Below are 25,816 nucleotides of genomic sequence, written 5' to 3' on the forward strand. Positions count from 1 at the left end.
CGCCACTGGTGACGATGAGTCAACGGTAGACTGTCAGAACTGAAAATCATCTGATGACAGGAGAAAAAAATGACAGCAACAATGCAACGCTGGTCAATGGATGCCCTTGGTCGTGAAAGCCTCAGGCTCATTCAGGAGCCTGTTCCACAGCCAGGCCCGGGAGAGGTCCGCGTACGGGTAAATGCCGTTGCGCTCAACTACCGGGATAAAATGGTGATTGAAGGCACGATGCCGATTCCGCTTTCCTTCCCGTTTACCCCAGCATCTGACATGGCAGGCGTGGTGGACAGCATCGGTGAAGGCGTTACGCGTTTCAAACCCGGCGCACGCGTCATCTCAACCTTCTTCCCGGAATGGATCGACGGCAAGCCGCAGGCAGACGCGCGCGATTTGCCTTATAAAACGTCCGGTGGATACTTCCAGGGCATGCTGGCCGAATATGTGATTGTGAGTGAAAACGCGCTGGTGGCGTCCCCGGAAAGCCTGGATGACGCTGAGGCCAGCACGCTTCCTTGCGCGGGGCTTACCGCATGGTTCGCGCTGGTGGAGCGCGGTCATTTACGCGCCGGGCAATCGGTGCTGGTACAAGGGACGGGCGGTGTGGCGCTATTCGCTTTGCAGATAGCAAAAGCGCACGGCGCAGAGGTGTTTGTCTCCTCGGGAAGTGATGAAAAACTGGCGCGGGCCAAAAAGCTGGGGGCCAGCCAGGGCATCAACCGACTGAAAGGCGACTGGGCTGAAAATACGCTGGCACTGACGCAGGATCGCGGCATCGACCATATTATCGAAACCGTGGGTGGGGAGAACCTGAGACATTCCCTGCGCGCCGTTGCCGTTCATGGGCGGATATCGGTCATTGGCGTGCTGGCCGGGACAGAAATTTCTCTGCCTGCAAGCGAGCTGTTGCTGAAATCCCCCGTCATTCAGGGGATTGGGGTTGGACACCGCCGGGCGCTGGAAGATTTTGTCCGTGCTGTTGATGTCACGGAGTTAAAACCGGTGATTGAGCATCGCTACCGCTTTGACGAGCTGGAACAGGCGCTTGAGCATCTGGATCGCGGTGCGTTTGGCAAAATCGTTCTCACCCGCGAGTGAGTTCCCGTTCCCGGGATAAACGTAAAAGGGGCTTTTTGTTGCGCAAGGTAGCTCTATTTTTGTGTGCTTAATCGCGTTAGCATGAGGTAGCACTCATTTATCCCGGGGACCCCATGGCCATCAAACTCATTGCAATCGATATGGACGGCACGCTGCTGCTGCCAGACCACACTATCTCTCCTGCCGTTAAAAATGCGATCGCCGCCGCACGCGAAAAAGGCGTGAACGTGGTGCTCACCACCGGACGCCCGTATGCCGGGGTGCACAGTTACCTGAAAGAGCTGCACATGAACCAGCCTGGTGATTACTGCATCACCTATAACGGCGCGCTGGTGCAAAAGGCAGCCGATGGCAGCACGGTGGCGCAAACGGCACTGAGCTATGATGACTACCGGTTCCTGGAAAAACTCTCCCGCGACGTGGGCTCTCACTTCCACGCGCTAGATCGCAATACGCTTTACACCGCCAACCGCGATATCAGCTACTACACGGTGCACGAGTCCTACGTTGCAACCATTCCACTGGTGTTCTGTGAAGCGGAGAAAATGGATCCGGCGACACAGTTCCTGAAAGTGATGATGATTGATGAACCTGCGGTTCTCGACAAAGCCATTTCACGCATTCCGGCTGAGGTAAAAGAGAAATACACCGTACTGAAAAGTGCGCCGTACTTCCTCGAAATCCTCGATAAACGCGTCAATAAAGGCACGGGCGTCAAATCGCTTGCCGATGCGCTGGGCATCAAGCCTGAGGAGATCATGGCGCTGGGCGACCAGGAAAACGATATTGCGATGATCGAATATGCAGGCATGGGCGTGGCGATGGATAACGCCATCCCGTCGGTAAAAGAAGTGGCGAACTTCGTGACCAAATCTAACCTGGAAGACGGCGTTGCCTGGGCGATCGAGAAATTTGTCCTCTCCTAGCAGCTGTCTGTAATCATCAGCCTCGGTTATCTACCGGGGCTTTTTTTGGCCCTGAATTTATCGGATTGTTCTTTTTGTGATCTTGATTGTAGTACAACATTAATTGATTGTACTACATTGTCACCACGGCAAAGACGAAAGGCCTCACGTTTGTACTGCAAAAGTGAGGCGAAATTCAGCGGTCGCGGTAAAGTAGTGATGGACTTACAGAGCACAAGGACTCTCCATGACACTCAATAAAACCGATCGCATTGTCATCACGCTGGGCACTCAGATTGTGGGTGGCAAATACGTTCCCGGTTCGCCGCTGCCAGCAGAGGCGGAACTGTGCGAGGAGTTTGAAACCTCGCGCAACATCATCCGGGAAGTGTTCCGCTCGCTGATGGCGAAGCGGCTGATTGAAATGAAGCGCTATCGCGGCGCGTTTGTGGCGCCGCGTAACCAGTGGAACTACCTCGATACCGATGTTCTGCAATGGGTACTGGAAAACGACTACGACCCACGGCTTATCGGCGCGATGAGCGAAGTCCGAAATCTGGTGGAACCGGCCATTGCCCGCTGGGCGGCAGAGCGCGCAACGTCAGGTGACCTGGCACAGATTGAGTCGGCTTTAAACGACATGATCGCCAATAACCAGAATCGGGAGGCGTTCAACGAGGCGGACATTCGCTACCACGAGGCGGTATTGCAGTCGGTGCATAACCCGGTGTTACAGCAGCTTAGCGTGGCGATCAGCTCGCTACAGCGAGCAGTATTTGAACGTACCTGGATGGGTGATGAGGCCAACATGCCGAAAACGCTTCAGGAACATAAAGCGCTGTTCGATGCGATACGGCATCAGGACGGCGATGCGGCAGAGCAGGCGGCGCTGACCATGATCGCCAGCTCGACACGAAGGTTGAAGGAAATCACATGACATCACGCTACATCGCAATTGACTGGGGATCGACCAATCTGCGCGCCTGGCTCTACCAGGGTGAGCAGTGCCTGGAAAGCAGGCAATCAGAAGCAGGTGTGACGCGCCTGAACGGTAAATCCCCAGCAGCGGTGTTAGCAGAGGTGACACAAAACTGGCGCGACGGTACTACGCCAGTGGTGATGGCCGGAATGGTCGGCAGTAACGTAGGCTGGAAGGTTGCGCCTTATCTGTCGGTTCCGGTGCATTTCACTGCCGTTGGCGAGCAGTTAACGTCCGTTGGCGACAATGTCTGGATTATCCCCGGTTTATGCGTCTCTCGCGACGATAACCATAACGTGATGCGCGGTGAAGAGACGCAACTGCTCGGGGCGCGCACGCTTTCTCCTTCTTCTGTCTACGTCATGCCCGGGACGCACTGCAAATGGGTCCAGGCGGATGCTGAGCAAATTCATGACTTTCGCACCGTAATGACCGGCGAATTGCACCACTTGCTGCTTAAGCACTCGCTGGTGGGGGCCGGTTTGCCGGAGCAGACCCCTTCGCCGGAAGCGTTTGCCGCCGGGCTGGAGCGCGGGATCGCATCCCCTGCCGTTTTGCCGCAACTTTTTGAGGTTCGCGCCTCGCACGTGCTGGGAAATCTTCCGCGCGAACAGGTCAGCGAATTTCTGTCCGGCCTGCTGATTGGCGCAGAGGTCGCCACCCTGAGCGACGCGTTCGCCGGGCAGCAGGCCATCACGCTCGTCGCGGGTTCATCGCTGACGTCTCGTTACCGCCAGGCGTTCCACGCTATCGGACGGGATGTTGCTGCGGTGGAAGGCGACACGGCATTTCAGGCAGGCATAAGGAGCATCGCTCATGCAGTGGCAAACTGAACTTCCCCTGATCGCGATTTTGCGCGATATCACGCCCGGTGAGGCCTTAGCGCACGTTAACGCGGTGATTGACGCCGGGTTCGACGCGGTGGAAATCCCGCTCAACTCCCCGGAGTGGGAAAAAAGCATTCCGGCAATTGTGAAGGCGTTTGGTGATAAGGCGCTGATTGGCGCTGGTACCGTATTACAGCCGGAGCAGGTGGATGAACTGGCGAAGATGGGCTGCAAGCTTATCGTCACACCGAATATCAACCCCGAGGTGATCCGCCGGGCGGTGGAGTACGGCATGACCGTTTGCCCGGGTTGCGCCACGGCTACAGAAGCCTTTGCCGCCCTCGATGCAGGCGCACAGTCTCTCAAAATTTTCCCGTCGTCGGCCTTTGGTCCGGATTACATCAAAGCGCTGAAAGCGGTCTTACCCGCCAGCGTGCCGGTCTTTGCCGTGGGCGGCGTCACGCCGGAAAACCTGGTGCAGTGGATAAAAGCGGGCTGTGTGGGCGCCGGGCTGGGCAGCGATCTCTATCGTGCCGGACAGCCCGTTGAGCGTACCGCACAGCAGGCGGCAGCATTTGTGAAAGCGTATCGAGAGGCAGTGCAATGAAAATAACCAAACTCACCACGTACCGTTTACCCCCGCGTTGGATGTTCCTGAAAATCGAAACCGACGAAGGCGTGGTTGGCTGGGGCGAGCCGGTGATTGAAGGCCGTGCGCGCACCGTTGAAGCCGCGGTTCACGAGCTGGGCGAATACCTGATTGGCCAGGATCCGGCGCGCATCAACGACCTGTGGCAGGTCATGTACCGGGCGGGATTTTACCGTGGCGGTCCGATCCTGATGAGCGCCATCGCCGGTATTGATCAGGCGCTGTGGGATATCAAAGGCAAAGTGCTGAATGCCCCGGTCTGGCAATTAATGGGCGGCCTGGTGCGCGACAAAATCAAAGCCTACAGCTGGGTGGGCGGTGACCGCCCTGCGGAAGTGATCGACGGTATCCGGCAACTGCGCAACATCGGTTTTGACACCTTCAAACTCAACGGCTGCGAAGAGATGGGCGTTATCGACAACTCGCGCGCGGTAGACCGGGCGGTGAATACCGTGGCGCAAATCCGTGAGGCTTTCGGCAACGAGATTGAGTTTGGCCTGGATTTCCACGGCCGCGTTAGCGCGCCAATGGCCAAAGTGCTGATTAAAGAGCTGGAGCCGTATCGCCCGCTGTTTATCGAAGAGCCGGTGCTGGCCGAGCAGGCGGAATACTATCCGAAACTGGCTGAACAGACGCACATTCCCATCGCGGCGGGTGAACGCATGTTCTCGCGCTTCGAGTTTAAACGCGTGCTGGAAGCGGGCGGCATTGCGATCCTGCAACCGGACCTCTCCCACGCGGGTGGCATCACCGAATGCTACAAAATTGCCGGAATGGCAGAAGCCTACGATGTGGCGCTGGCCCCGCACTGTCCGCTTGGGCCAATTGCGCTGGCGGCCTGCCTGCACGTCGACTTCGTCTCGCGCAATGCGGTGTTCCAGGAACAAAGCATGGGCATTCACTATAACAAGGGCGCGGAGCTGCTCGACTTTGTGAAAAACAAGGAAGACTTCAGCATGGAAGGCGGTTTCTTTAAACCGTTAACGAAGCCGGGCCTTGGCGTGGAGATCGACGAAGCCAAAGTCATTGAGCTGAGTAAATGTGCGCCGGACTGGCGTAACCCACTGTGGCGTCATGAAGACGGTTCCGTAGCCGAGTGGTAAATGCGCGTCATACTTCGCGCTGGTGATGCGTTGGCTGCGTTTTCTTACCCCGGTCACATACTTTTGTATGCTCCCGGGGATGCGAAAACTTGCCGCCTTCCCCCAGCACGAATTATTTAGCGCATTCCGTTTACGTTTTTAATTAAAAAAACCAAATACACCCTCTGTAAATTACAGGGCATGGTGAGCGGCTTCGCTATGCCCAAAATCTGGAGACAGATTGCGATGGATATTCCAGTTACTGCTGCAAAAACCGGGCGTCGTCGTTACCTGACGCTGATCATGATCTTTATTACCGTGGTCATCTGTTATGTCGACCGCGCCAACCTTGCCGTGGCATCGGCTCATATTCAGGAAGAGTTTGGCATCACCAAAGCGGAAATGGGCTACGTCTTCTCGGCGTTTGCCTGGCTGTATACGCTCTGCCAGATCCCGGGCGGCTGGTTCCTTGACCGCGTGGGGTCGCGTCTGACCTACTTTATCGCTATTTTTGGCTGGTCCGTGGCGACTCTGTTCCAGGGCTTCGCCACCGGGCTGATGTCACTGATTGGCCTGCGCGCCATCACCGGGGTGTTTGAAGCGCCCGCGTTTCCGACCAACAACCGCATGGTGACCAGCTGGTTCCCGGAACACGAACGCGCTTCCGCTGTTGGTTTTTACACCTCCGGGCAGTTTGTTGGCCTGGCATTTCTGACGCCGCTGTTAATCTGGATCCAGGAGCTACTGAGCTGGCACTGGGTGTTCATCGTCACCGGCGGGATCGGCATTATCTGGTCGTTAATCTGGTTTAAGGTTTATCAGCCGCCGCGCCTGACCAAAAGCATCACCAAAGCCGAACTGGACTACATCCGCGACGGCGGTGGCCTGGTGGACGGCGATGCGCCCGTGAAAAAAGAGGCGCGCCAGCCGCTGACCAGAGCGGACTGGAAGCTGGTCTTCCACCGTAAGCTGGTGGGCGTATATCTGGGCCAGTTCGCGGTGACTTCCACGCTGTGGTTCTTCCTCACCTGGTTCCCGAACTATCTGACCCAGGAAAAAGGGATTACCGCGCTAAAGGCGGGCTTTATGACCACCGTACCCTTCCTTGCGGCGTTTTTCGGCGTCCTGCTCTCGGGCTGGCTGGCGGACAAACTGGTGAAAAAAGGCTTCTCACTGGGCGTTGCGCGTAAAACGCCTATTATCTGCGGCCTGCTGATCTCTACCTGCATCATGGGAGCGAACTACACCAACGATCCGGTGTGGATCATGACCTTGATGGCGTTAGCGTTCTTCGGGAACGGTTTTGCCTCCATCACCTGGTCGCTGGTGTCGTCGCTGGCGCCGATGCGTCTGATTGGCCTGACCGGCGGCGTGTTTAACTTCGTTGGCGGCCTGGGCGGGATCACCGTGCCGCTGGTCATCGGTTACCTGGCGCAGGACTACGGCTTTGGTCCGGCGCTGGTGTATATCTCTGCCGTGGCGCTGATCGGGGCGCTCTCCTACATCCTGCTGGTCGGCGACGTGAAACGAGTAGGCTAATCCCTTCGGATGTTTTACCCTGATGCGATAACCGCGCATCAGGGTATTTTCATGAAACAAATCACCTTCGCTTCCCGCAACCACCAGCTCACCAACATCAACACCTGGACGCCAGACAGTCAGTGGCTTGTCTATGATGTCCGCCCGTCCGGCGCGTCGTTTACCGGTGAAACCATTGAGCGGGTCAATGTTAGTACGGGCGAGGTTGAGGCGATCTACCGTGCGACTGACGGCGCGCATGTTGGCGTGGTAACCGTTCATCCGGCGCAGGACAAATATGTTTTTATCCACGGCCCGAAAAACCCGGATGCAGACTGGCAGTATGATTTTCACCATCGTCAGGGGGTGATTGCGCACAATGGTCAGGTGAGCAATCTTGATGCGATGGATATCACCGCGCCTTACACGGCAGGTGCGCTGCGTGGCGGCACCCACGTTCACGTTTTTAGCCCGAACGGGCAGTTCGTCAGCTTTACCTATAACGACCATGTGCTGCACGCGCGCGATCCGCAGCTGGATTTGCGTAACGTCGGGGTGGCGGCGCCTTGTGGTCCGGTAAACCCACAGGGGAACCATCCGCGGGAATATGCCGGAACCTTCTGGAGCGTACTGGTAAGCCGGACAACGCCGAACCCGAAACCGGGCAGCGATGAGATCAACCGCGCCTATGAAGAGGGCTGGGTGGGCAACGACAGGCTGGCGTTTATCGGCGATACGGTGTCTGCGAAAGGCGAGAAAGTGCCCGAACTGTTTATTGTCGATCTTCCCAAAGACGAGCAGGGCTGGAAACGAGCGGGCGATGCGCCGTTGCAGGGAACGCCGGATACAATGCCCGCGCCGCCTGCGGGCGTCATGCAACGCCGCCTTACCTTCACCCATCAGAAGGCGTATCCGGGGCTGGTGAACGTGCCGCGCCACTGGGTGCGCAGCAATCCACAGGGGACGCAGGTTGCGTTTTTAATGCGGGACGATAACGGCGTTGTGCAGCTGTGGCTTATCTCCCCTGAGGGCGGCGAGCCGCGCCAGCTGACCCACAGTGAAAGTGATATCCAGTCGGCTTTTAACTGGCATCCTTCTGGCCGCACACTTGGGTTTGTGCTCGAAAGCCGCATTGCCTGCTGCGATGCGCAGACCGGTGAGGTGACGTTTTTGACCTCCGATCATGGCAATCCGCCGTCTGCTGACGCTGTGGTGTTTTCCCCGGACGGACGATTTATTGCATGGATGGAAGCGAAGGACGGTTTCCGCCAGCTGTGGCTAACGGAAACCGCACAGAATTAGCGTGGAGGCATCGCTGCGGGCGGGATGACGGAGTTGGTTGCCAGCGTCTCCTGCTCGCTTTTCTCAACGCGCGAACGCACTGAGCTGTCGGTGCGGAACATATCCCACGGCAGCAAAAGCGTATCGGCAACCGCCGTAAACGGCATATCAAGAATCGCCAGAGATTTGGTACCCCAGTTTGTCTCATCATCAGAGATCATTGCGGCACTGGCGCGCGTCCCCGGATATGTTCCTTCTTTACCGCCGGTGTGCGACATCACGCTCGAACACCCGCAAAGTAAAACAACCCCGCTGAACGTCGCCAGCTTAATCAGAACATTTCTCATCATCACTCAGTCATCATTAGTAGCACGGCATTGACCTGCAACTCAGGGTTATAGCGAGGCGCGTCCAAAATGGATAGCTCCAAACTCCCGCACTGTGGTCGCCATCGCAATTTAACCCTTTGTGCTGTGCCCCTGAGTCTATGCGACAACCAGCAAAGTGCAAAAAAATCTCACATCAACAGGCTTGAAAAGGCCGTATCCATACCCATTTTAAGAATGTAACCCGATAACGGACACGCCTGATGGGTGTTCGGGGAAGCAGAAGCCTGTCCATGGTGGAAGGCTACATTTTCTCGCTGATTTCAGGAGCATTTATCTATGCGTAATTTCGATCTCTCTCCGCTATACCGTTCTGCCATTGGTTTTGATCGTCTGTTCAACCACTTAGAAAACAACCAGAGCCAGAGCAACGGCTATCCTCCTTACAACGTTGAACTGGTTGACGAAAACCACTATCGCATTGCGATTGCTGTTGCCGGTTTCGCAGAGAGCGAACTGGAGATCACCGCGCAGGACAATCTGCTGGTGGTGAAAGGCTCCCATGCGGGCGAGCAGAAAGAACGAACCTACCTCTACCAGGGTATCGCAGAGCGTAACTTTGAACGCAAGTTCCAGCTGGCTGAGAACATCCACGTCAAGGGCGCGAACCTGGTGAATGGCCTGCTGTTTATCGAACTGGAACGTGTGATTCCGGAAGAGAAAAAACCGCGTCGTATCGAAATCAATTAATTAAGCGGGTCGCGGCTGCGGCCCACCTGAAATTGCTTGCCGTAAAGGGAGCATATGCGAATCCGCAAGGGTTTGCAGGTACAACTGTGCACAAAATTAAACTGTGCCGAACTCGCTTCTCAGAAGGAGATTTAGTATGCGTAACTATGATTTTTCCCCTCTGCTGCGTCAGTGGATCGGTTTTGACAAACTGGCTAACGCGCTGCAAAGCGCAACCGAACAGCAGACCTTTCCGCCGTACAACATCGAAAAAAGCGATGATAACCACTACCGCATCACGCTTGCGCTGGCCGGGTTCCGCCAGGAAGATCTCGACATCCAGCTTGAGGGTGCGCGCCTGACCGTGAAAGGGTCACCGGAAAAACCAGACACCGAGACCAAATGGCTGCATCAGGGGCTTGTCACTCAGCCGTTTAGCCTGAGCTTTACCCTGGCAGACCATATGGAAGTTTCTGGCGCGACGTTCACTAACGGGCTGCTGAACATTGACCTCACCCGTAACGTGCCGGAAGCCATTGCGCCTCAGCGCATCGCCATTAGCGAACGCCCGGCGTTGAATAGCTAATCGTGTGCGGGCTGGTGCCCTCACCCCGACCCTCTCCCTGTGGGAGAGGATGCAAACATTAAAAACGGTCACCTTCGGGTGACCGTTTTGCGTTTACCTTCGGCTTTTTTGTGCGCCATCGCCCATACAACCGCCGCCAGCTCTGAGAGAATCTTTATCATAACTAAGGTTATACACAGGATGTGGAACATGAGTGATATCGCGTTAACCGTCAGCGTGTTGGCCCTTGTCGCGGTAGTGGGGCTATGGCTGGGGAATATCAAAATCCGCGGCGTCGGGTTTGGGATTGGCGGGGTGCTGTTCGGCGGGATTTTTGTCGGCCATTTTGCCGACCAGCTTGGGTGGGTGCTCAGCGCCGATATGCTGCATTTCATCCAGGAGTTCGGCCTGATCCTCTTTGTGTATACCATCGGTATTCAGGTGGGGCCGGGCTTCTTCGCTTCCCTGCGCGTCTCCGGTTTACGCCTTAATCTCTTTGCCTTCGGCATTGTTGTGATGGGTGGGCTGGTCACCGCAATCCTGCATAAACTCTTCGCGATTCCGCTGCCCGTTGTGCTGGGCATCTTCTCCGGCGCCGTCACGAATACGCCCGCGCTCGGGGCGGGCCAGCAAATTCTGCGCGATCTGGGTATCCCTGCTGATGTCGTCGATCAGATGGGGATGAGCTACGCCATGGCCTATCCGTTTGGCATTTGCGGTATTTTGCTCTCGATGTGGCTGGTGCGCGTGCTGTTCCGCGTTAACGTCGAGCAGGAGGCAAAAGAGCATGAAAGCACGCTGACCAACGGCCATGCGCTCATTAAAACTATCAATATTCGCGTCGAAAACCCTAATCTGAACAATATGGCGATTCAGGATGTTCCCATTCTGAACAGCGCGACCATTATCTGTTCCCGCCTGAAACGTGATGAAACGCTGATGGTGCCTTCACCGGATACCCTTATTCAGCACGGCGATCTCCTGCATCTGGTAGGGCAACCGGCGGATTTAAACAATGCCCGGCTGGTGATCGGTCAGGAGGTGGATACCTCACTCTCAACCCGTGGAACGGACATGCGCGTGGAGCGCGTGGTAGTGACCAATGAGAAGGTTCTGGGCAAGAAAATACGCGATTTGCAGGTTAAAGAGCGTTATGACGTGGTGATCTCCCGGCTTAACCGCGCCGGTGTCGAGCTGGTGGCCAGCCAGGATGCCAGCCTGCAATTCGGTGATATTCTCAACCTCGTCGGGCGTCCTTCATCTATTGATGCCGTAGCGGACATGGTGGGCAACGCCCAGCAAAAACTCCAGCAGGTGCAGATGCTGCCGGTCTTTATCGGCGTCGGGCTTGGGGTCATGCTTGGCTCCATCCCCCTGTATGTGCCCGGCTTCCCGGTAGCACTGAAGCTGGGTCTGGCAGGCGGGCCGCTCATTATGGCGCTTATCCTCGGGCGTATCGGCTCCATCGGTAAGCTCTACTGGTTTATGCCGCCGAGCGCTAACCTGGCGCTGCGGGAGTTGGGCATCGTGCTGTTTCTGGCGGTGGTGGGGCTGAAATCCGGCGGCGATTTTGTCGATACTCTGGTGAACGGCGAAGGGATGAGCTGGGTAGGATACGGCATATTTATTACCGCTATCCCACTGATAACTGTCGGATTATTGGCGCGTATGTTCGCTAAAATGAACTATCTCACGCTGTGCGGCATGCTGGCCGGTTCCATGACCGATCCGCCCGCGCTGGCGTTCGCCAATAACCTGCACGCCACCAGCGGCGCGGCGGCGTTATCCTACGCCACGGTTTATCCGCTGGTGATGTTTCTGCGCATCATCACCCCGCAGCTACTGGCGGTGCTATTCTGGGGGATGGGCTAACAAGTCTTCCGGGTGGATGCGCCGCAGATGGTAGTCCACCTGGTAATCGCTGGTGTTCCGGAACATCACGGAATAATTGAGGAACTCGCCGCTGTCGCTGTAGGAAAGGGAAGTGATGCGCAGCAGCGGCGTCTGTTCCGGCACATTCATATAACCGGCCAGCTGTTTATCAGCCAGCACCGGCGTCAGGCTCTCGTAGTTGCCGCTGATGGTGATCCCACACTCCTTCTCGATGTAATCAAACTTAGACCCTTCGAGATGCGCCAGGGAAAGATTGCGGAACAGCTTCACCGGCATAAAGCTGTCCTCCAGCATCAGCGGTTTTCCGTCCACGTAACGCACCCGCCTTGAAAAATAGATCCGCTCATCAACCTGAATCCGCAGCTGGCTGGCGATGGCGGGCGGCGCGGGCATCACTTCAAACTGCAACACCTTGCTTTGCACTTCTTTCCCCTGCTGGCGCAATACCTCCACCAGCCCAGTCAGGTTAGTCGTTTCATGATGAACGTCTTTGCGCGCCACGAACGTCCCGCTGCCGTGTCGACGTTCAACCAGCCCCCAGCTTACCAGCAGATCCAGCGCTTTGCGGACGGTCATCCGGGCTACGCCAAACTCCTTTGCCAGCGCTTTTTCTCCGGGTAACGGACTGCCAATGTTGTAGTCCGAAGAATTCAGCCGCAGCCGTAGCCGATCGGCAATTGATTTGTAGATCACCAGTAGACCTCTCTGCGCACATCATGGCGTGGAATACGTCTTAACTTGTCCATGTTTGGTTTAAAAAGTAGACCTGATTGGTCAAATTAAAACCATGAATGCGATCACGAATCGCAGCGGCACGCCATGTTCCCGCATCAGTAACTTCTTATGCTCACCTCAGGCCAGTAAAAAACCATAAAGGCCTCTATCCCCTACAGGTTGTTTCATGAGGATTTAAAAATGCTCAGTCAAATACAACGTTTTGGCGGCGCCATGTTCACCCCGGTTTTGCTGTTTCCCTTTGCCGGGATCGTGGTTGGGATCGCCATCATGCTTCGCAATCCGCTGTTTGTCGGTGAGGCCTTAACCGCGCCTGATAATCTGTTCGCGCAAATTGTTCACATCATCGAAGAGGGCGGCTGGGCGGTGTTCCGTAATATGCCGCTGATTTTTGCTGTCGGCTTACCGATTGGCCTGGCAAAGCAGGCGCAGGGCCGCGCCTGTCTGGCGGTGCTGATTAGCTTCCTGACCTGGAACTATTTTATCAACGCGATGGGGATGACCTGGGGCCACTTCTTTGGCGTCGACTTCTCTGCTGAACCCACTGCCGGCAGCGGGCTGGCGATGATTGCCGGAATCAAAACGCTTGATACCAGCATCATCGGGGCGATTATCATTTCCGGGCTCGTCACCGCCATCCACAACCGATTTTTCGACAAGCCGTTGCCGGTCTTTCTGGGGATTTTCCAGGGCACCTCGTTTGTCGTTATCCTCGCGTTCTTCGTGATGATCCCCTGCGCCTGGCTGACGCTGCTGGGCTGGCCGAAAGTGCAGATGGGCATTGAGTCGTTGCAGGCCTTTCTACGTACCGCTGGCGCGCTGGGCGTATGGGTTTATACCTTCCTGGAACGCATTCTGATCCCAACCGGATTACACCACTTTGTCTACGGCCCGTTTATCTTCGGCCCGGCTGCGGTAGAAGGCGGCATTCAGGTCTACTGGGCACAGCACCTTCAGGAATTCAGCCAGAGCACTGTGCCGCTGAAAACGCTGTTCCCGGAGGGCGGATTCGCGCTGCACGGCAACTCTAAGGTGTTTGGCTCAGTCGGTATTGCGCTGGCTATCTGGTATACCGCGTCACCGGAGAACCGCGTCAAAGTGGCAGGTCTGCTGATCCCGGCCACGCTTACCGCCGTGTTGGTGGGCATTACCGAACCGCTGGAGTTCACCTTCCTGTTTATCTCGCCTTTGCTGTTTGCCATCCACGCCGTGCTGGCCGCAACGATGGCGACGGTGATGTATATCTTCGGGGTGGTGGGGAACATGGGCGGCGGTCTGCTGGACCAGTTCCTGCCGCAAAACTGGATCCCGATGTTCCATAACCACGCCTCGACGGTATTCACCCAGATTGGCATCGGCCTCTGCTTCACCGGGATCTACTTCGTGGTCTTCAGAACGCTTATCGAACGTCTGAATCTCAAAACGCCGGGCCGGGAAGAGAGCGAAATCAAGCTCTACAGCAAGGCCGACTATAAGGCCGCTCGTGGGCAAACCACCGCCCCGGCGGCAGCCAGCCAGCAGGTCGGACAGGCCGCTGGGTTCTTACAGGCGCTCGGCGGCGCAGCGAATATCGAAAGTATCAATAACTGCGCCACCCGCCTGCGTATCGCCCTGGTGGATATGACGAAAACCCAAAGCGATGACGTATTCAAAGCCCTGGGCGCACACGGTGTGGTGCGGCGCGGCAACGGCATACAGGTGATTGTCGGTCTGCACGTTCCTCAGGTGCGCGACCAGCTGGAATCGCTGATGAAAACCCCTTTAACAAACGAACAAACCACTCTGACAGAGGCTATATCATGAAAAAATTCTCAGTTGTTATTGCAGGCGGCGGCAGTACATTCACGCCTGGTATCGTCCTGATGCTGTTAGCCAACCGTGACCGTTTCCCGCTGCGTGCGCTGAAGTTCTATGACAATGACGGAGCACGTCAGGAGATCATCGCCGAGGCGTGTAAAATCATCCTTAAGGAGCAGGCGCCGGAGATTGAATTTAGTTACACCACCGATCCTGAAGCGGCCTTTACCGATGTGGATTTCGTGATGGCGCATATTCGCGTTGGCAAATATCCCATGCGTGAAAAGGATGAAAAAATCCCGCTGCGCCACGGCGTGCTGGGCCAGGAAACGTGCGGGCCGGGCGGCATCTCCTACGGCATGCGCTCCATCGGCGGCGTGCTGGAGCTGGTGGATTACATGGAGCAGTACTCCCCGAACGCGTGGATGTTGAACTACTCCAACCCGGCGGCGATTGTCGCGGAAGCCACGCGCCGCCTGCGTCCGAACGCGAAAATTCTCAACATCTGCGACATGCCGATCGGCATTGAAGGACGTATGGCGCAAATCGTCGGCCTGAAAGACCGCAAAGAGATGCGCGTGCGCTACTACGGCCTGAACCACTTCGGCTGGTGGACGTCGATTGAAGATCAGAACGGCAACGATCTGATGCCGAAGCTGCGCGAATACGTGGCGAAAAACGGTTATGTTCCGCCTTCGGAAGATGTGCATACTGAAGCGAGCTGGAACGATACCTTCGCCAAGGCCAAAGACGTACAGGCGCTGGATCCGGACACCATGCCGAACACCTACCTGAAGTATTACCTGTTCCCGGACTATGTGGTCGCCCATTCCAACCCGGAGCGTACCCGCGCCAATGAGGTCATGGACCACCGTGAAAAGCACGTGTTCAGCGCCTGCCGGGCGATTATCGAAGCCGGTCATTCTGCTGCCGGTGAACTGGAAATTGACGAACATGCGTCGTACATCGTCGATCTGGCGACCGCGATTGCCTTTAACACCCAGGAACGCATGCTGCTGATTGTGCCTAACAATGGGGCTATCCATAACTTTGACGCTGACGCGATGGTAGAAATCCCTTGTCTGGTCGGCCACAACGGACCGGAGCCGCTGACCGTGGGTGATATTCCGCACTTCCAGAAAGGGCTCATGAGCCAGCAGGTGGCGGTGGAAAAACTGGTGGTGGACGCCTGGGAGCAGCGCTCGTATCAGAAACTCTGGCAGGCGATTACCCTGTCGAAAACCGTACCGAGCGCATCGGTGGCGAAGGCGATTCTGGACGATCTGATTGAAGCGAATAAGGATTACTGGCCAGAGCTGCACTAATCTTTCTGACCGGCATCGCCTGATGCCGGTCTCCTTGTCGTGGCTGAATTACGCTATGCTGAAGCCTGCATGCAGCACGACAAGGAACTTTCATGAACATTTCCCGCCTCGGTGAAGCACCGGACTACCGCTTCTCACTGGCTAACGAACGCACGTTCTTAGCGTGGATCCGCACCGCCCTGGGCTTTCTGGCCGCAGGCGTCGGCCTTGATCAGCTCGCCCCCGATTTTGCCACCCCGTTGATTCGCGAAGTGCTGGCCCTGCTGCTGTGCCTGATTGCCGGCGTGCTGGCGATTTATGGCTATCTGTGCTGGCTGAGAAATGAAAAGGCGATGCGTCTGAAGCAGGATCTCCCCTACACGCGCGGCTTGCTCATTATTAGTACGATTTTGCTGATGGTTGCGGGCGTAGTGATGTTACTGGTGCTGTATGCCGGATAGCCGCAAAGCGCGGCGGGAAGCGGACCCCGGCCTTCAGCCAGAGCGAACCTCGCTGGCCTGGCTGCGCACGCTGCTGGGGTATGGCGCGCTGATCGCTCTTGCCATTAAGCACAACTGGCACCGCACGGGGGCGCCATTCTGGATCTCCATTGTTGTGCTGGCGCTGGTAGCCATCATTTTATGGCGCTACACCCGCAGCCGTAACCTGATGGACGTGTCGCAGAACGACTTTGCGCAGCCGAAAGCGGTGCGGGATAAGTTCCTCATCGCCCTGGCCGTGCTGTCGTTGTCACTGCTGTTTGCGGTAACCCACATTCAACAAATTTTGCACCTGTAGGCCGGGTAAGGCGCAGCCGCCACCCGGCATAATTACTTCCCTTTCGCTAAATATTTCGCCATCTCGTCTTCCGGCACCATGCCGCCGCCGGTCGCCCACACCAGGTGGGTAACGTTCTCATCGGCATCGACGCGCAGCGGCCCGGCCATCCCCGCCAGCGCCGACGGCTCCAGGCGAATCCTTTCCTCCTGCGCCAGCCAGCCGAGCATGTCGTACATGCTTTGATCGGAGAGGGTATAGAACCCGTCGAGCAGGCGCTCCATCGCGCGGCCCACGAAGCCGGAGGCACGTCCTACCGCCAGTCCGTCCGCCGCCGTCACGTTATCAATACCCAGGTCCTGCACGGCGATTTCATCGTGCAGCCCGGTATAAACGCCCAGCAGCATGCACGGTGAGTGCGTTGGCTCCGCAAAGAAGCAGTGGACGTTATCGCCAAAGGCCAGCTTCAGGCCAAAAGCCACGCCGCCGGGGCCGCCGCCGACGCCGCACGGCAGATAGACGTACAGAGGATGATCGGCATCCACCACGCGGCCCTGTTCGATAAACTGCGCCTTCAGGCGCTCGCCAGCAACCGCATAGCCCAGGAACAGCGTGCGTGAATTCTCATCGTCAATAAAGAAGCAGTTCGGATCGCTTTCCGCCGCTTTGCGTCCCTGCTCCACCGCCACGCCGTAATCCTGCTCATATTCAACGACGATCACGCCGTGGCTGCGCAGTTTGGCTTTCTTCCACTCGCGGGCGTCGGCGGACATATGCACGGTCACCTTAAAGCCAATGCGTGCGCTCATAATGCCGATGGACATCCCCAGGTTGCCGGTTGAGCCCACCGCGATGCTGTACTGGCTGAAGAAGTCCTTAAAGCGCGGCTCCAGCAGAACGCTGTAGTCGTCTTCAACGCTCAGCAACCCGGCTTCCAGCGCCAGTTTCTCCGCATGGGTCAGCACCTCATAGATGCCGCCGCGCGCTTTGATCGAGCCGGAAATCGGCAGATGGCTGTCTTTTTTCAGCAGCAGCGTGCCTGTAACAGGCTTCGCAGATTCTTTCTCCAGCCGCGCCTGCATCGCCGGGATCGCGACCAGGTCGGATTCGATAATCCCGCCCGTTGCCGCCGTTTCCGGGAACGCTTTCGCCAGATACGGCGCGAAGCGTTTCAGGCGCGCGTGCGCGTCGTCTACGTCGGCTTTCGTCAGCCCGACATACGGCAATCCTTCCGCCAGCGTCGTGGTGCGAGGGTTAAGCCAGGTGGTTTCTTTCAGGGCAATCAGATCCTCAACCAGAGGAAACTGTGCGGTTAAAGTAGTGATAGTTGCGTTTTCCATAATACGTCTCTTCGCGCTCAGATAATGAAAGAAAGCAGGAATGTGCCGCCAAGTGCAAGCACCGAGGCGATAAACGTCGCCGTCGTATAGTATTTGAAGGTCTCATTCAGGGTCGCGCCGCAGTACTGCTTCACCAGCCAGAAGAGAGAGTCGGTCACGATCGTGCAGCCAATAGCGCCGGACCCGATGGCAATGGTGATGATCTCCGGGCTTACGTTCGGGTAGAGCGGCAGCATCGGCGCCACTATCGCCGTGGCACCCATCATCGCTACCGTTGCCGAACCCACGGCGGCGTGCAGCACCAGTGCCACCAGCCAGGCGAGAAGGATAGGGTGCATATGCAGGTTCGAGAGAATATGCGCCAGCGTCTCCGCCAGACCACTGATTTTAAGGATGGCGTTGAACGCCCCGCCCGCACCGATAATCAGCAAAATGTTGGCGATAGAGCCAAAGCCGTGCTCCGTATGGATCAGCATTGCGCCCATGCCCATGTGCTGGCGGATCCCCAGCAGGTAGTAGGCGACAAACACGGCGATAAACATCGCGGTGATGGGGTTGCCGATAAACTCCAGCAGGGTATACAGCGAGCCTTCTTTTGCCATGTTCAGCTCGGCAATGGTTTTCACCAGCATCAGGGCAATCGGCAGCAGCACGGTGAACAGCGTGGCGCCCAGCGACGGCAGAGTGTGCTCTTCCCGCACCTTCAGGTCTGAAAATTCCGCCGGAACCGGCTTATAGGGCAGACGGTTGCCGAGCAGCTTCAGGAACAGCGGGCCACCAACCAGAGACGCCATCAGGCCCACCACCAGACCGTAGACAATCACCGTCCCGACGTCCGCCCCTAATTTGTTGGTGACAAATAGTGCGGCCGGATGCGGAGGCACCACGCAGTGCACTGCCATTAGTGCGGTACAGAGCGGAATGGCCAGCTTGAGCAGCGACGTGTTGGTCTTTTTGGCGATGGAAAACGCCAGCGGGATCAGCAGTACCACGCCCACTTCAACAAACAGCGTAATGCCGCAGATCAGGCCGACCAGGACCATAATCACGTCCGCCGACAGCCAGCGGCAGCGCTGCAACGTAATCCCGATGCGCTCTGCCGCGCCGGAGACTTCCATCATTTTGCCGAGAATAGTGCCAAGACCGATAACCGCCGCCAGGAAGCCCAGCGTACCGCCAATCCCGCTCTCAATGGCGTTAACCATATCCAGCGGGCTCATCCCCATCATCGCGCCAACGAAAAAGCTTGCCAGCAGCAGCGCGAGGAACGGGTGAAACTTCAGTTTTACGATGGTTAAAACAATCAACACGATGCTGACAAGCAGCGTTGCCACAACCCAGACCTGAGATCCCATATCTCACCTCACCCTTATGTCATCTGGGGATATTGGACGAAAAAACGGCTTGGGCTGACAAACGATATAAATTGGCGTTCAGATGAGCCAGATTGGATCAACTGAGTGACTGGACTCTAAAAAGCGCACTTATTTTGCCGTTGGTTCACATAAATTCATTCTTGAGCGGTATGCTGAACGCAGAAATTACGTGTGGGAATTGTGATGACCGATGCGAATGAAGGCAGAAACCGGCTGTTAAACGGCTGGCAGCTGTCGAAAATGTACACCTTTGAAGTGGCTGCCCGGCATGAGTCCTTCGCCCTGGCGGCGGCGGAGCTGTCGCTCAGCCCCAGCGCGGTGAGCCACCGCATTAACCTGCTGGAAGAGGAGCTGGGCATTCAGCTGTTTGTCCGCTCACACCGTAAAGTGGAGCTGACGCAGGAAGGCAAGCGCGTTTACTGGACGCTGAAATCGTCCCTCGACACCCTGAATCAGGAGATCCTGGACATTAAAAACCAGGCGCTGTCAGGTACGCTAACGGTGTACTCCCGGCCGTCGATCGCCCAGTGCTGGCTGGTGCCGATGCTGGGGGATTTTACCCGCCGCTACCCGTCGATTTCACTTACTATTCTGACTGGTAATGATTACGTCAACATGCAGCGAACCGGCATCGATCTGGCGCTCTATTTCGACGATACGCCGCCAAACCACCTTTCTCATCACTTTTTGATGGATGAAGAGATTTTGCCCGTCTGCTCGCCGGCGTATGCCCGGGAGCATGAACTGCTGAAAAACCCCCATAACCTCAGCCACTGCACGTTACTGCACGACCGTCAGGCCTGGAGCAATGATTCCGGTACGGATGAGTGGCTGAGCTGGGCGCAGCATTACGCGGTGAATATGCCGTTATCATCGGGTATTGGCTTCGATCGTTCTGATTTAGCCATTATCGCGGCCATGAGTAATGTCGGGGTGGCGATGGGGAGAAAGCGGCTGGTGCAAAAACGTCTCGAACGGGGGGAGTTGATCGCACCCTTTGATGGGGAAACCCTCAAGTGCCATCAGCATTATTACGTCTCAACGCTTCCCGGCCGTCAGTGGCCGAAAATTGACGCCTTTATCGGCTGGCTAAGAGAGCTGGCGGGTTGAAGAATTATTACGCTTTCGCTCTACACCAAATGTGAAAAAGCGTGCTAAATACAGGTAATGCTTTTGATTTTTCCAGGGTAAACCGTGTTAAAGCCTTTTATTGCCACTGCGATCTTACTCTCTTCCGGCTGGGCGACTGCCGCTGAGCCGCCGCTGACGGCTGCCCGTTATGCGCAGCAGCTGGGCGTCGGGATGGATGTGGACTGGGCACGCACCGAGCGCGGTATCCGCGAATTCGACCCGCTGGTGGTCCGTGATTTCCAAGCGAAAGGCATACATCATGTCCGTATTCGGGTGGCGGGCGAACCGACGGAAGCGCGGCTGATTCACCTGCGTAAGCTGGTGGAGGCCTGCGAGCAATACGGCGTCATCCCCATCATCGCTTATCAGGCCGATGAATATAAAAACGACCCGAAAGCGGATACCGAAAAAGAGGTGATTAACTGGTGGATTGCCGTGGCGCACTATTTTGGTCAGCGCTCGCCGTTGCTGGGCTTTGACCTGATCTACGAACCGGCGGACAAGCTCAACCACAACGTTGCTTCGCTCAACCGGGTGTATGAGAAAGCGATCAAAGACATTCACGCCATTGATGCCAGCCGCATGATTTTTATCGCCCCTCGTCTGCGCGCCGCGCCGGAGGATTTATCCACCCTGAAGCTGCCCGCGCACAGCCAGAATTACCTGCTGGCGGAGTGGCATATTTTCCCCTGGGGTCCGCTGAAAACGAACGGTAAATACCCGTGGACGTCCGGAACTGCGGCTGAGAAAGCGGCTATCCGTAACCGAATTAACGCCGCGCTGCACTGGCAACAAAAAACCGGGCATGTGAGCTGGGTTGGCGGCTGGGGGGTGGGCGAATCGAAAAGCCTGACGCCAACTGCCTCGCAGATGGCGTTTGCCACGTTTATGGCGTGCGAGCTGCAACAGGCCAACATCCCGTATGCGATAAACGCCGATGTTCAGTTTTATGACGGGGAAGAGGGGGCGTGGCGGCCTGCCCCAGAGCGGCTATTGCAGGCGATGATTGCGCCCGTCTGTGAAAAGCCCGGCGAGAAGCCGGGCCATCATGCGGTTAAACCGGCTGTTCGTGATGCGAGACACGCGACGCCAGCGGCAGCCAGCACAGCAAAATCAGCAGCCCCATCAGGGTCATCAGCAAGCCTAAACTCGCCTGCCCGGTCTGCGGCATCATAGCCGAAAGCCAGGCCAGCGCGCCGGAACCGATGTTCTGCAAACCGCCCACCAGCGCGCCTGCCGTGCCTGCGAGGAACGGGAACGGCTCCATCGCGCCGCTGGTGGCGAGGGGAAACAGCATGCCCGCGCCGAAGAAGAACAGCGCTGCCGGGATGAGCAACGTCCAGACCGACATCACGTCAAACAGCCCCGGGATCCACATCATCAGCCCGGCCAGCAGACAGCTGATCACCGACTGCCACATCAGGGTGGAGAAACGCTTGTTCGGACGTCCGGCGAACCATGCGCCGAAGAACGCCGCCGGGATCGGCAGAATAAACAGAATACTCACCACCATACTGCTCAGGCCAAGGCCCGCGCCCAGCAGCACGCCGGAACAGGCTTCAAACACCGCAATGCCCGCCAGGCCGCCGATTAGCATCAACAGATAACAGGTAAAGGACCCATTACCGAACAGCGTTTTGTAGCTGGCGATGAGCTTCGTGCGCGGCGCGTCTTTTGGGCGGGTTTCCGGCATCCAGCGCCCCATGCTGAAGGTGACAATAATGCACAGCACCAGCAGGAAGGCATAACAGGCGCGCCAGGACCAGACGGTGTCCAGCAGACCCCCAATCAGCGGGGCCAGCAGCGGGCTGACCAGAATACCCATATTTAACAGACTGTTGGCGTGGCGAAGCTGTGTGCCCTGGTACATATCACGCGGCAGGGTACGCGCCATAACCCCGCCGACGCCGGTGCCCACACCCTGAAGGGCGCTGGCGGCAATCAGGACGGTCAGGCTGTGAGTGGTAATGGCGATCATCGTCGCTACCATGAAAATGCTCATGCCCACCAGAATGACCGGACGACGCCCGACGCGATCGGACAGGGGACCATAAACCAGCTGTGAAACGCCATAGGTTAGCAGATAGGCTGCCATCACGCTCTGGACTGCACCTTCGCGGACGCTCAGATCTTTTGCCATATCGGCAATCGCCGGAATGTAGATGGTTTGCGCCATCTGCCCGACGGCCACCAGTAACACCAGCATCAACAATAAGTTCACGTTCCGTTGCTTTTTCATGTCGCTGAATACTTTTGCCAAAAGAGATAAATGAAGAATAAGTGACTATGCATTCCCATAAATGCGCGAGGAATCTACCACAGAGAGATGACAATTTAAGCATTACTGTGATGAATGACAGAAGACGTGAAGTCATGATTTGTAAACAAGATCGGCAACTAATGTTGCCAGCGAATTACGCCAGGCGCAGCAGGATCGCACCGGCAGCAATACCCAGTGCCGCCGCGATGCGCAGGCCGGCAACCTTCTCTTTTAAAAGCACAAATGCGATTAATGCGCCGAAGAGAATAGAGGTTTCACGCAGTGCGGCGACCACAGCCAGCGGTGCCTGGGTCATCGCCCAGAGTGCCAGACCGTAAGATCCCATCGTCCCGACGCCGCCGAGCAGCCCTTTTTTCCAGTGCAGGCGCAGGTAGCTGGACGCTTCGCGACGCCGCGCCACCATTGCCCAGCTCAGCAGACAGAAACCGTTCATGAAGAAGGTCCAGAGCGTGTAGCCCAGCGCAGTGTCCGAGAGTCGCACACCGGTGCCGTCCACCAGGGTATACCCGGCGATAAAACAGGCGTTCAGCAGCGCCAGCCAGATCCCCTTGCGTGACTGCATGCGGCCGTTCATCGCCATCGCCAGAATCGACAGACAAATGACCCCGATGCCGGACCACGCAAACCGGGAGAGATGATCCCCGAGCACCATTACGCTGATCAGCGCCACCAGCAGAGGGGCCGTCCCGCGCATAAGGGGGTAGGTCTGGCTCATGTCGGAGACCTGATAAGTTTTTGCCACCAGTACCGTATACACCACCTGTAACGCACAGGAGACGAACAAATATGGCCAGCTTGCGGCAGTTGGCTGAGGAGAGAAGGGCAGTAAAATCAGGGCAATAAGCGCGGCTGAACCGCTGACGCCGATCGCCGAGTAGAGTTTATCCGTTCCGGCTTTAACGATGGCGTTCCAGCTGGCATGCAGCAGTGCGGCGAACAGTAAAATGCAGAAAACGGTGATGGTCATGGCGTATCGGTTGGTGAAATGTCATCCAACTGTAACATTCACCCGTCGATGCTGCCAGCCGCTTACACTGCGCAAAAAAGGCGGTGCGTCACCCGGGGTTCGTCTGACACCAGCCTGAAGCCCGCCCGATGGTAAAATCCGTACGCGGTTTCCGGCGCATGGGTATTAAGAAAATCAAACCAGATGCTGGCATCCGCCATCACCACGGTCAAAAGTTGTTTGCCAATGCCCTGCCCACGGCACTTTTCGCTGACGTAGAGATGACGAATACGTCCGGCGCGCGGCTGCTGGCTGAACGGATCGCGGTTGAGGCCGCACACGCCCACCAGCCTGCCGTTAAGAAACGCCCCCAGCAGTTTTTCACCCGGCGCGTTAAAGCGGTTTTCACCCCGCTGCCAGTTCTCTTCCAGCCTGCGCAGCATATTGAAATTCAACGCGATACTCTCCGCCTTCAGGGCGATATACCCGGGTTCATCGGGCGTGACGGGCTCAATTAACAGACGCGACATAGCATTCCCTCGTTATTAAAGAGGGGCGGTTGCCCGCCCCTCTCAGGTGCGACTTGAACCTGAATCACCGAACGTATTTCAGGACAGCATCAAGTAGTTGCAATACAGCAACAATGAGTTTGAGGACAAGTATGACCATATCCACGACGCTCATACGCGTCTCCTTTTGGTTAAAAGGAGCACGATGCTGGCGTACCTTTCCGCCGCCTGTGGCCAGCACCTGGATTGACGTAACACAGTGTGCTCACTTCAGGGGTTAAGGCACTGACGGCACCACCCGTTTCAGCCAGGACTTCGTTGCGCCGGTAAACTGCGGCCCCCTCGCTCACTGCGAACACCCTCAGTATAGATAAATACTGTATGCATGAACAGTATTTTATGGACAAATTTTGGAAGGCGATCCATACTCAAAAACGTCAAAATCCGTGCCGGAATTGCGCGTTCGTCTTCGATCGCGTATACTTTTCGCGTTGACGTAACACAGTGTGTTCTGCGGCAACCAACCGCAAAACCCTGATAAAAACCTCGCTTAGGCGGGGTTTTTTGTTTTCTGACGAAGTGAAAATAGTACCCTTCGTTGACTTATTGGCAACAGGTGTTATCGTTGCCATAATGGCAATGGACGCGGCAGGCAAGCAGGATGCATTTAATCTCAATGAAGGCAATTTTGGATGCGGTAAGCCAGTTCCCGCAACACAGAGAAGAGCTTCTCTTTTTAGGACGAGTTATTGAAAAGAGCCACTGCCCGACGCCCGCTGCACTGAGAAAACTTTTCCCAACGCTGGATAACTTCAAGTATCTTGATAAGCATTATGTTATTGATATTGCAAATAACAATCTCAGAGTAGTGGCTCTCATCTTCTTTGAAAGCCAAAAGTTTTATGTGCGCCATGTTTTTACTCATAAGGAATATGACCGTTTTACGGAGAAACATCGCACTAAGGGGAAGAAATGATGATCGTCGCTGATGCAATGAAAGCTACGCACGCCCTTGTTGCGGCCGTTCCTTTACTGGGTGAACAGCCGAGCGAGAAAGATTATAAGGATGCGCTTGAGCTGGTTGAGTATCTCCTTATGAACGAGCCCAATAGCCCCTTGCTGGATATTGTGTGCGCCAGAATTAGCCGTTACGAAGCTAATCGGCCAGAGATAGTCGCATTACGCAAGGAGATGGAGTCCGTTCCCGTCGGAATTGCAGTTTTAAGAACCTTGATGGATCAATACAATCTGACGATATCGGATTTTAAGGATGAAATTGGTAGTAAATCGATGGTTTCACGGGTTCTGAATGGTCAGAGACAGCTTACCCTGAACCATATTAAAAAGCTGGCGGCCAGATTTGGGGTATCACCTGCGTTATTTATTGAGTGAGTAAAAACCCTTTATTGAGTGTCACCACCCAACAAACGAAACGTGATCCCTGACGCATTTTTGCGCAGATGAAAATATTTCCATTGTCACGCCCGAAAACCTGTGTTTGTATAAATTCAATCAATGATTCCAAACACAGGTCCCCAATGACTTCATCCATCTTCACTTCGACCCTACTAAAAACTGCGCAACCTGCCGCAGTGGTCGTCGTGCGTGTGGTGGTGGTCGTCGGCAATGCGCCGTAGGGACTGGATCAACACACGAATCCAAAACCCCGCCGGCGCAAACCGGGCGGGGTTTTTCGTTTAGGACCCCTCCCGGATACGCTAAGTAGTTCGGGTTGCAGGAAGGCGGCAAGTGAGCGAATCCCCAGGAGCGT

Annotated in this window: 27 protein-coding genes, 1 pseudogene and 1 other annotated feature; of the genes and pseudogenes, 20 read left to right on the forward strand and 8 right to left on the reverse strand. The window is 56.3% G+C overall.

All coding sequences use genetic code 11. From position 1 onward, the window contains the following. The first annotated feature begins 69 nt into the window (after positions 1 to 69). The 8 genes from O1724_RS00280 to O1724_RS00315 all read left to right on the forward strand — a co-directional run bounded on the left by O1724_RS00280 (position 70) and on the right by O1724_RS00315 (position 8,357). A complete protein-coding gene (locus tag O1724_RS00280) occupies positions 70 to 1,095 on the forward strand; it encodes a zinc-dependent alcohol dehydrogenase family protein (protein WP_003861113.1) in 1,026 nt (341 codons plus the stop codon). A 113-nt stretch (positions 1,096 to 1,208) separates the two neighbouring features. After that, a complete protein-coding gene (yidA, locus tag O1724_RS00285; RefSeq protein WP_023295661.1) occupies positions 1,209 to 2,021 on the forward strand; it encodes a sugar-phosphatase in 813 nt (270 codons plus the stop codon). A 226-nt stretch (positions 2,022 to 2,247) separates the two neighbouring features. Next, the gene (gene dgoR, locus O1724_RS00290) at positions 2,248 to 2,937 is read left to right on the forward strand and encodes a D-galactonate utilization transcriptional regulator DgoR (RefSeq protein ID WP_003861109.1); all 690 of its coding nucleotides are present in this window, start codon (positions 2,248 to 2,250) and stop codon (positions 2,935 to 2,937) included. Continuing rightward, positions 2,934 to 3,812 (forward strand): 2-dehydro-3-deoxygalactonokinase, encoded by an 879-nt coding sequence (locus O1724_RS00295; RefSeq protein ID WP_003861107.1) that lies wholly within the window; start codon positions 2,934 to 2,936, stop codon positions 3,810 to 3,812. Before dgoR ends, O1724_RS00295 begins: the two co-directional genes overlap by 4 nt. After that, positions 3,796 to 4,413 (forward strand): 2-dehydro-3-deoxy-6-phosphogalactonate aldolase, encoded by a 618-nt coding sequence (locus O1724_RS00300; protein ID WP_126297380.1) that lies wholly within the window; start codon positions 3,796 to 3,798, stop codon positions 4,411 to 4,413. Before O1724_RS00295 ends, O1724_RS00300 begins: the two co-directional genes overlap by 17 nt. Continuing rightward, positions 4,410 to 5,558 (forward strand): galactonate dehydratase, encoded by a 1,149-nt coding sequence (dgoD, locus tag O1724_RS00305; protein WP_032608143.1) that lies wholly within the window; start codon positions 4,410 to 4,412, stop codon positions 5,556 to 5,558. Before O1724_RS00300 ends, dgoD begins: the two co-directional genes overlap by 4 nt. Positions 5,559 to 5,738: 180 nt before the next feature. Next, positions 5,739 to 7,076: an MFS transporter gene (locus O1724_RS00310; RefSeq protein WP_164724104.1), complete on the forward strand. Its 1,338-nt coding sequence runs from the start codon at positions 5,739 to 5,741 to the stop codon at positions 7,074 to 7,076. 51 nt (positions 7,077 to 7,127) lie between these two features. Then, complete coding sequence (locus O1724_RS00315; RefSeq protein WP_170970034.1) at positions 7,128 to 8,357, forward strand: YidR family protein; 1,230 nt, start codon at positions 7,128 to 7,130, stop codon at positions 8,355 to 8,357. On the opposite strand, the gene O1724_RS00320 is transcribed toward O1724_RS00315, so the two are convergent. Continuing rightward, a complete protein-coding gene (locus tag O1724_RS00320) occupies positions 8,354 to 8,686 on the reverse strand; it encodes a YceK/YidQ family lipoprotein (protein WP_003861096.1) in 333 nt (110 codons plus the stop codon). The two genes, O1724_RS00315 and O1724_RS00320, sit on opposite strands and share 4 nt — an antisense overlap. A gap of 247 nt (positions 8,687 to 8,933) precedes the next feature. Continuing rightward, positions 8,934 to 9,008 (forward strand) — a sequence feature (ROSE (Repression Of Heat Shock gene Expression) occurs in the 5'-region of heat shock genes and acts as an RNA thermometer to modulate expression.). On the opposite strand from O1724_RS00320, the gene ibpA reads away from it, so the two are divergent. From ibpA to O1724_RS00335, 3 genes are all read left to right on the forward strand, one after another. Then, entirely contained in the window at positions 9,002 to 9,412 is a 411-nt protein-coding gene (ibpA, locus tag O1724_RS00325) for a small heat shock chaperone IbpA (RefSeq protein ID WP_003861094.1), read from the forward strand. It overlaps the preceding feature by 7 nt. 136 nt (positions 9,413 to 9,548) lie before the next feature. Beyond that, a complete protein-coding gene (gene ibpB, locus O1724_RS00330) occupies positions 9,549 to 9,977 on the forward strand; it encodes a small heat shock chaperone IbpB (protein ID WP_003861091.1) in 429 nt (142 codons plus the stop codon). A 189-nt stretch (positions 9,978 to 10,166) separates the two neighbouring features. After that, positions 10,167 to 11,828 (forward strand): putative transporter, encoded by a 1,662-nt coding sequence (locus O1724_RS00335; RefSeq protein WP_003861089.1) that lies wholly within the window; start codon positions 10,167 to 10,169, stop codon positions 11,826 to 11,828. Here the strand turns inward: O1724_RS00335 and O1724_RS00340 are convergent. After that, positions 11,808 to 12,542, reverse strand: coding sequence for a GntR family transcriptional regulator (locus tag O1724_RS00340; protein ID WP_003861087.1), 735 nt, complete (start codon positions 12,540 to 12,542; stop codon positions 11,808 to 11,810). The two genes, O1724_RS00335 and O1724_RS00340, sit on opposite strands and share 21 nt — an antisense overlap. Positions 12,543 to 12,764: 222 nt before the next feature. Here O1724_RS00340 and O1724_RS00345 point away from each other — a divergent pair, with 222 nt between their 5' ends. The 4 genes from O1724_RS00345 (at position 12,765) to O1724_RS00360 (ending at position 16,483) form a co-directional block, all read left to right on the forward strand. After that, entirely contained in the window at positions 12,765 to 14,387 is a 1,623-nt protein-coding gene (locus O1724_RS00345; RefSeq protein ID WP_022650091.1) for an alpha-glucoside-specific PTS transporter subunit IIBC, read from the forward strand. After that, on the forward strand, positions 14,384 to 15,706 hold the full coding sequence (locus O1724_RS00350; RefSeq protein WP_126297377.1) for a 6-phospho-alpha-glucosidase: 1,323 nt from the start codon (positions 14,384 to 14,386) through the stop codon (positions 15,704 to 15,706). The genes O1724_RS00345 and O1724_RS00350 overlap by 4 nt, the downstream gene beginning before the upstream one ends. A gap of 92 nt (positions 15,707 to 15,798) precedes the next feature. Next, complete coding sequence (locus O1724_RS00355; protein ID WP_414539111.1) at positions 15,799 to 16,146, forward strand: YidH family protein; 348 nt, start codon at positions 15,799 to 15,801, stop codon at positions 16,144 to 16,146. Continuing rightward, entirely contained in the window at positions 16,136 to 16,483 is a 348-nt protein-coding gene (locus O1724_RS00360; protein ID WP_022650092.1) for a DUF202 domain-containing protein, read from the forward strand. The genes O1724_RS00355 and O1724_RS00360 overlap by 11 nt, the downstream gene beginning before the upstream one ends. A gap of 32 nt (positions 16,484 to 16,515) precedes the next feature. Here the strand turns inward: O1724_RS00360 and dsdA are convergent, their stop codons facing one another. Both dsdA and dsdX read right to left on the reverse strand, forming a co-directional pair. Next, a complete protein-coding gene (gene dsdA, locus O1724_RS00365) occupies positions 16,516 to 17,802 on the reverse strand; it encodes a D-serine ammonia-lyase (protein WP_022650093.1) in 1,287 nt (428 codons plus the stop codon). Between the two features lie 17 nt (positions 17,803 to 17,819). Further along, positions 17,820 to 19,157: a D-serine transporter DsdX gene (gene dsdX, locus O1724_RS00370; protein WP_003861075.1), complete on the reverse strand. Its 1,338-nt coding sequence runs from the start codon at positions 19,155 to 19,157 to the stop codon at positions 17,820 to 17,822. A 204-nt stretch (positions 19,158 to 19,361) separates the two neighbouring features. On the opposite strand from dsdX, the gene dsdC reads away from it, so the two are divergent. Together dsdC and O1724_RS00380 are read left to right on the forward strand one after the other, a co-directional pair. Next, a complete protein-coding gene (gene dsdC / locus O1724_RS00375; RefSeq protein ID WP_048241919.1) occupies positions 19,362 to 20,288 on the forward strand; it encodes a DNA-binding transcriptional regulator DsdC in 927 nt (308 codons plus the stop codon). A gap of 84 nt (positions 20,289 to 20,372) precedes the next feature. Next, positions 20,373 to 21,458: pseudogene (locus O1724_RS00380) on the forward strand (cellulase family glycosylhydrolase); the annotation flags it as partial. Here the strand turns inward: O1724_RS00380 and emrD are convergent. The 4 genes from emrD to tisB form a co-directional block, all read right to left on the reverse strand. Further along, positions 21,364 to 22,548 carry a multidrug efflux MFS transporter EmrD gene (emrD, locus tag O1724_RS00385; protein ID WP_003861070.1) on the reverse strand — a complete coding sequence of 395 codons (1,185 nt, stop codon included), beginning with the start codon at positions 22,546 to 22,548 and terminating at the stop codon, positions 21,364 to 21,366. The pseudogene O1724_RS00380 and the gene emrD sit on opposite strands and share 95 nt — an antisense overlap. A 175-nt stretch (positions 22,549 to 22,723) precedes the next feature. After that, the gene (locus O1724_RS00390) at positions 22,724 to 23,557 is read right to left on the reverse strand and encodes a DMT family transporter (protein WP_003861067.1); all 834 of its coding nucleotides are present in this window, start codon (positions 23,555 to 23,557) and stop codon (positions 22,724 to 22,726) included. Between the two features lie 62 nt (positions 23,558 to 23,619). Beyond that, positions 23,620 to 24,066 (reverse strand): GNAT family N-acetyltransferase, encoded by a 447-nt coding sequence (locus O1724_RS00395; RefSeq protein ID WP_003861064.1) that lies wholly within the window; start codon positions 24,064 to 24,066, stop codon positions 23,620 to 23,622. A gap of 64 nt (positions 24,067 to 24,130) precedes the next feature. Next, positions 24,131 to 24,220 (reverse strand): type I toxin-antitoxin system toxin TisB, encoded by a 90-nt coding sequence (gene tisB, locus O1724_RS00400; protein WP_017383683.1) that lies wholly within the window; start codon positions 24,218 to 24,220, stop codon positions 24,131 to 24,133. A 486-nt stretch (positions 24,221 to 24,706) separates the two neighbouring features. Between tisB and O1724_RS00405 the strand changes: the two genes are divergently transcribed. The 3 genes from O1724_RS00405 (at position 24,707) to ivbL (ending at position 25,682) form a co-directional block, all read left to right on the forward strand. After that, positions 24,707 to 25,021: a type II toxin-antitoxin system HigB family toxin gene (locus O1724_RS00405; RefSeq protein ID WP_023302825.1), complete on the forward strand. Its 315-nt coding sequence runs from the start codon at positions 24,707 to 24,709 to the stop codon at positions 25,019 to 25,021. Continuing rightward, positions 25,018 to 25,437: a helix-turn-helix domain-containing protein gene (locus O1724_RS00410; RefSeq protein WP_023323924.1), complete on the forward strand. Its 420-nt coding sequence runs from the start codon at positions 25,018 to 25,020 to the stop codon at positions 25,435 to 25,437. Before O1724_RS00405 ends, O1724_RS00410 begins: the two co-directional genes overlap by 4 nt. A gap of 146 nt (positions 25,438 to 25,583) precedes the next feature. After that, on the forward strand, positions 25,584 to 25,682 hold the full coding sequence (ivbL, locus tag O1724_RS00415) for an ilvB operon leader peptide IvbL (RefSeq protein ID WP_057979964.1): 99 nt from the start codon (positions 25,584 to 25,586) through the stop codon (positions 25,680 to 25,682). The last annotated feature ends 134 nt before the right edge of the window (positions 25,683 to 25,816 follow it).

Source organism: Enterobacter cloacae complex sp. HYC074_NIDB (assembly GCF_056673345.1).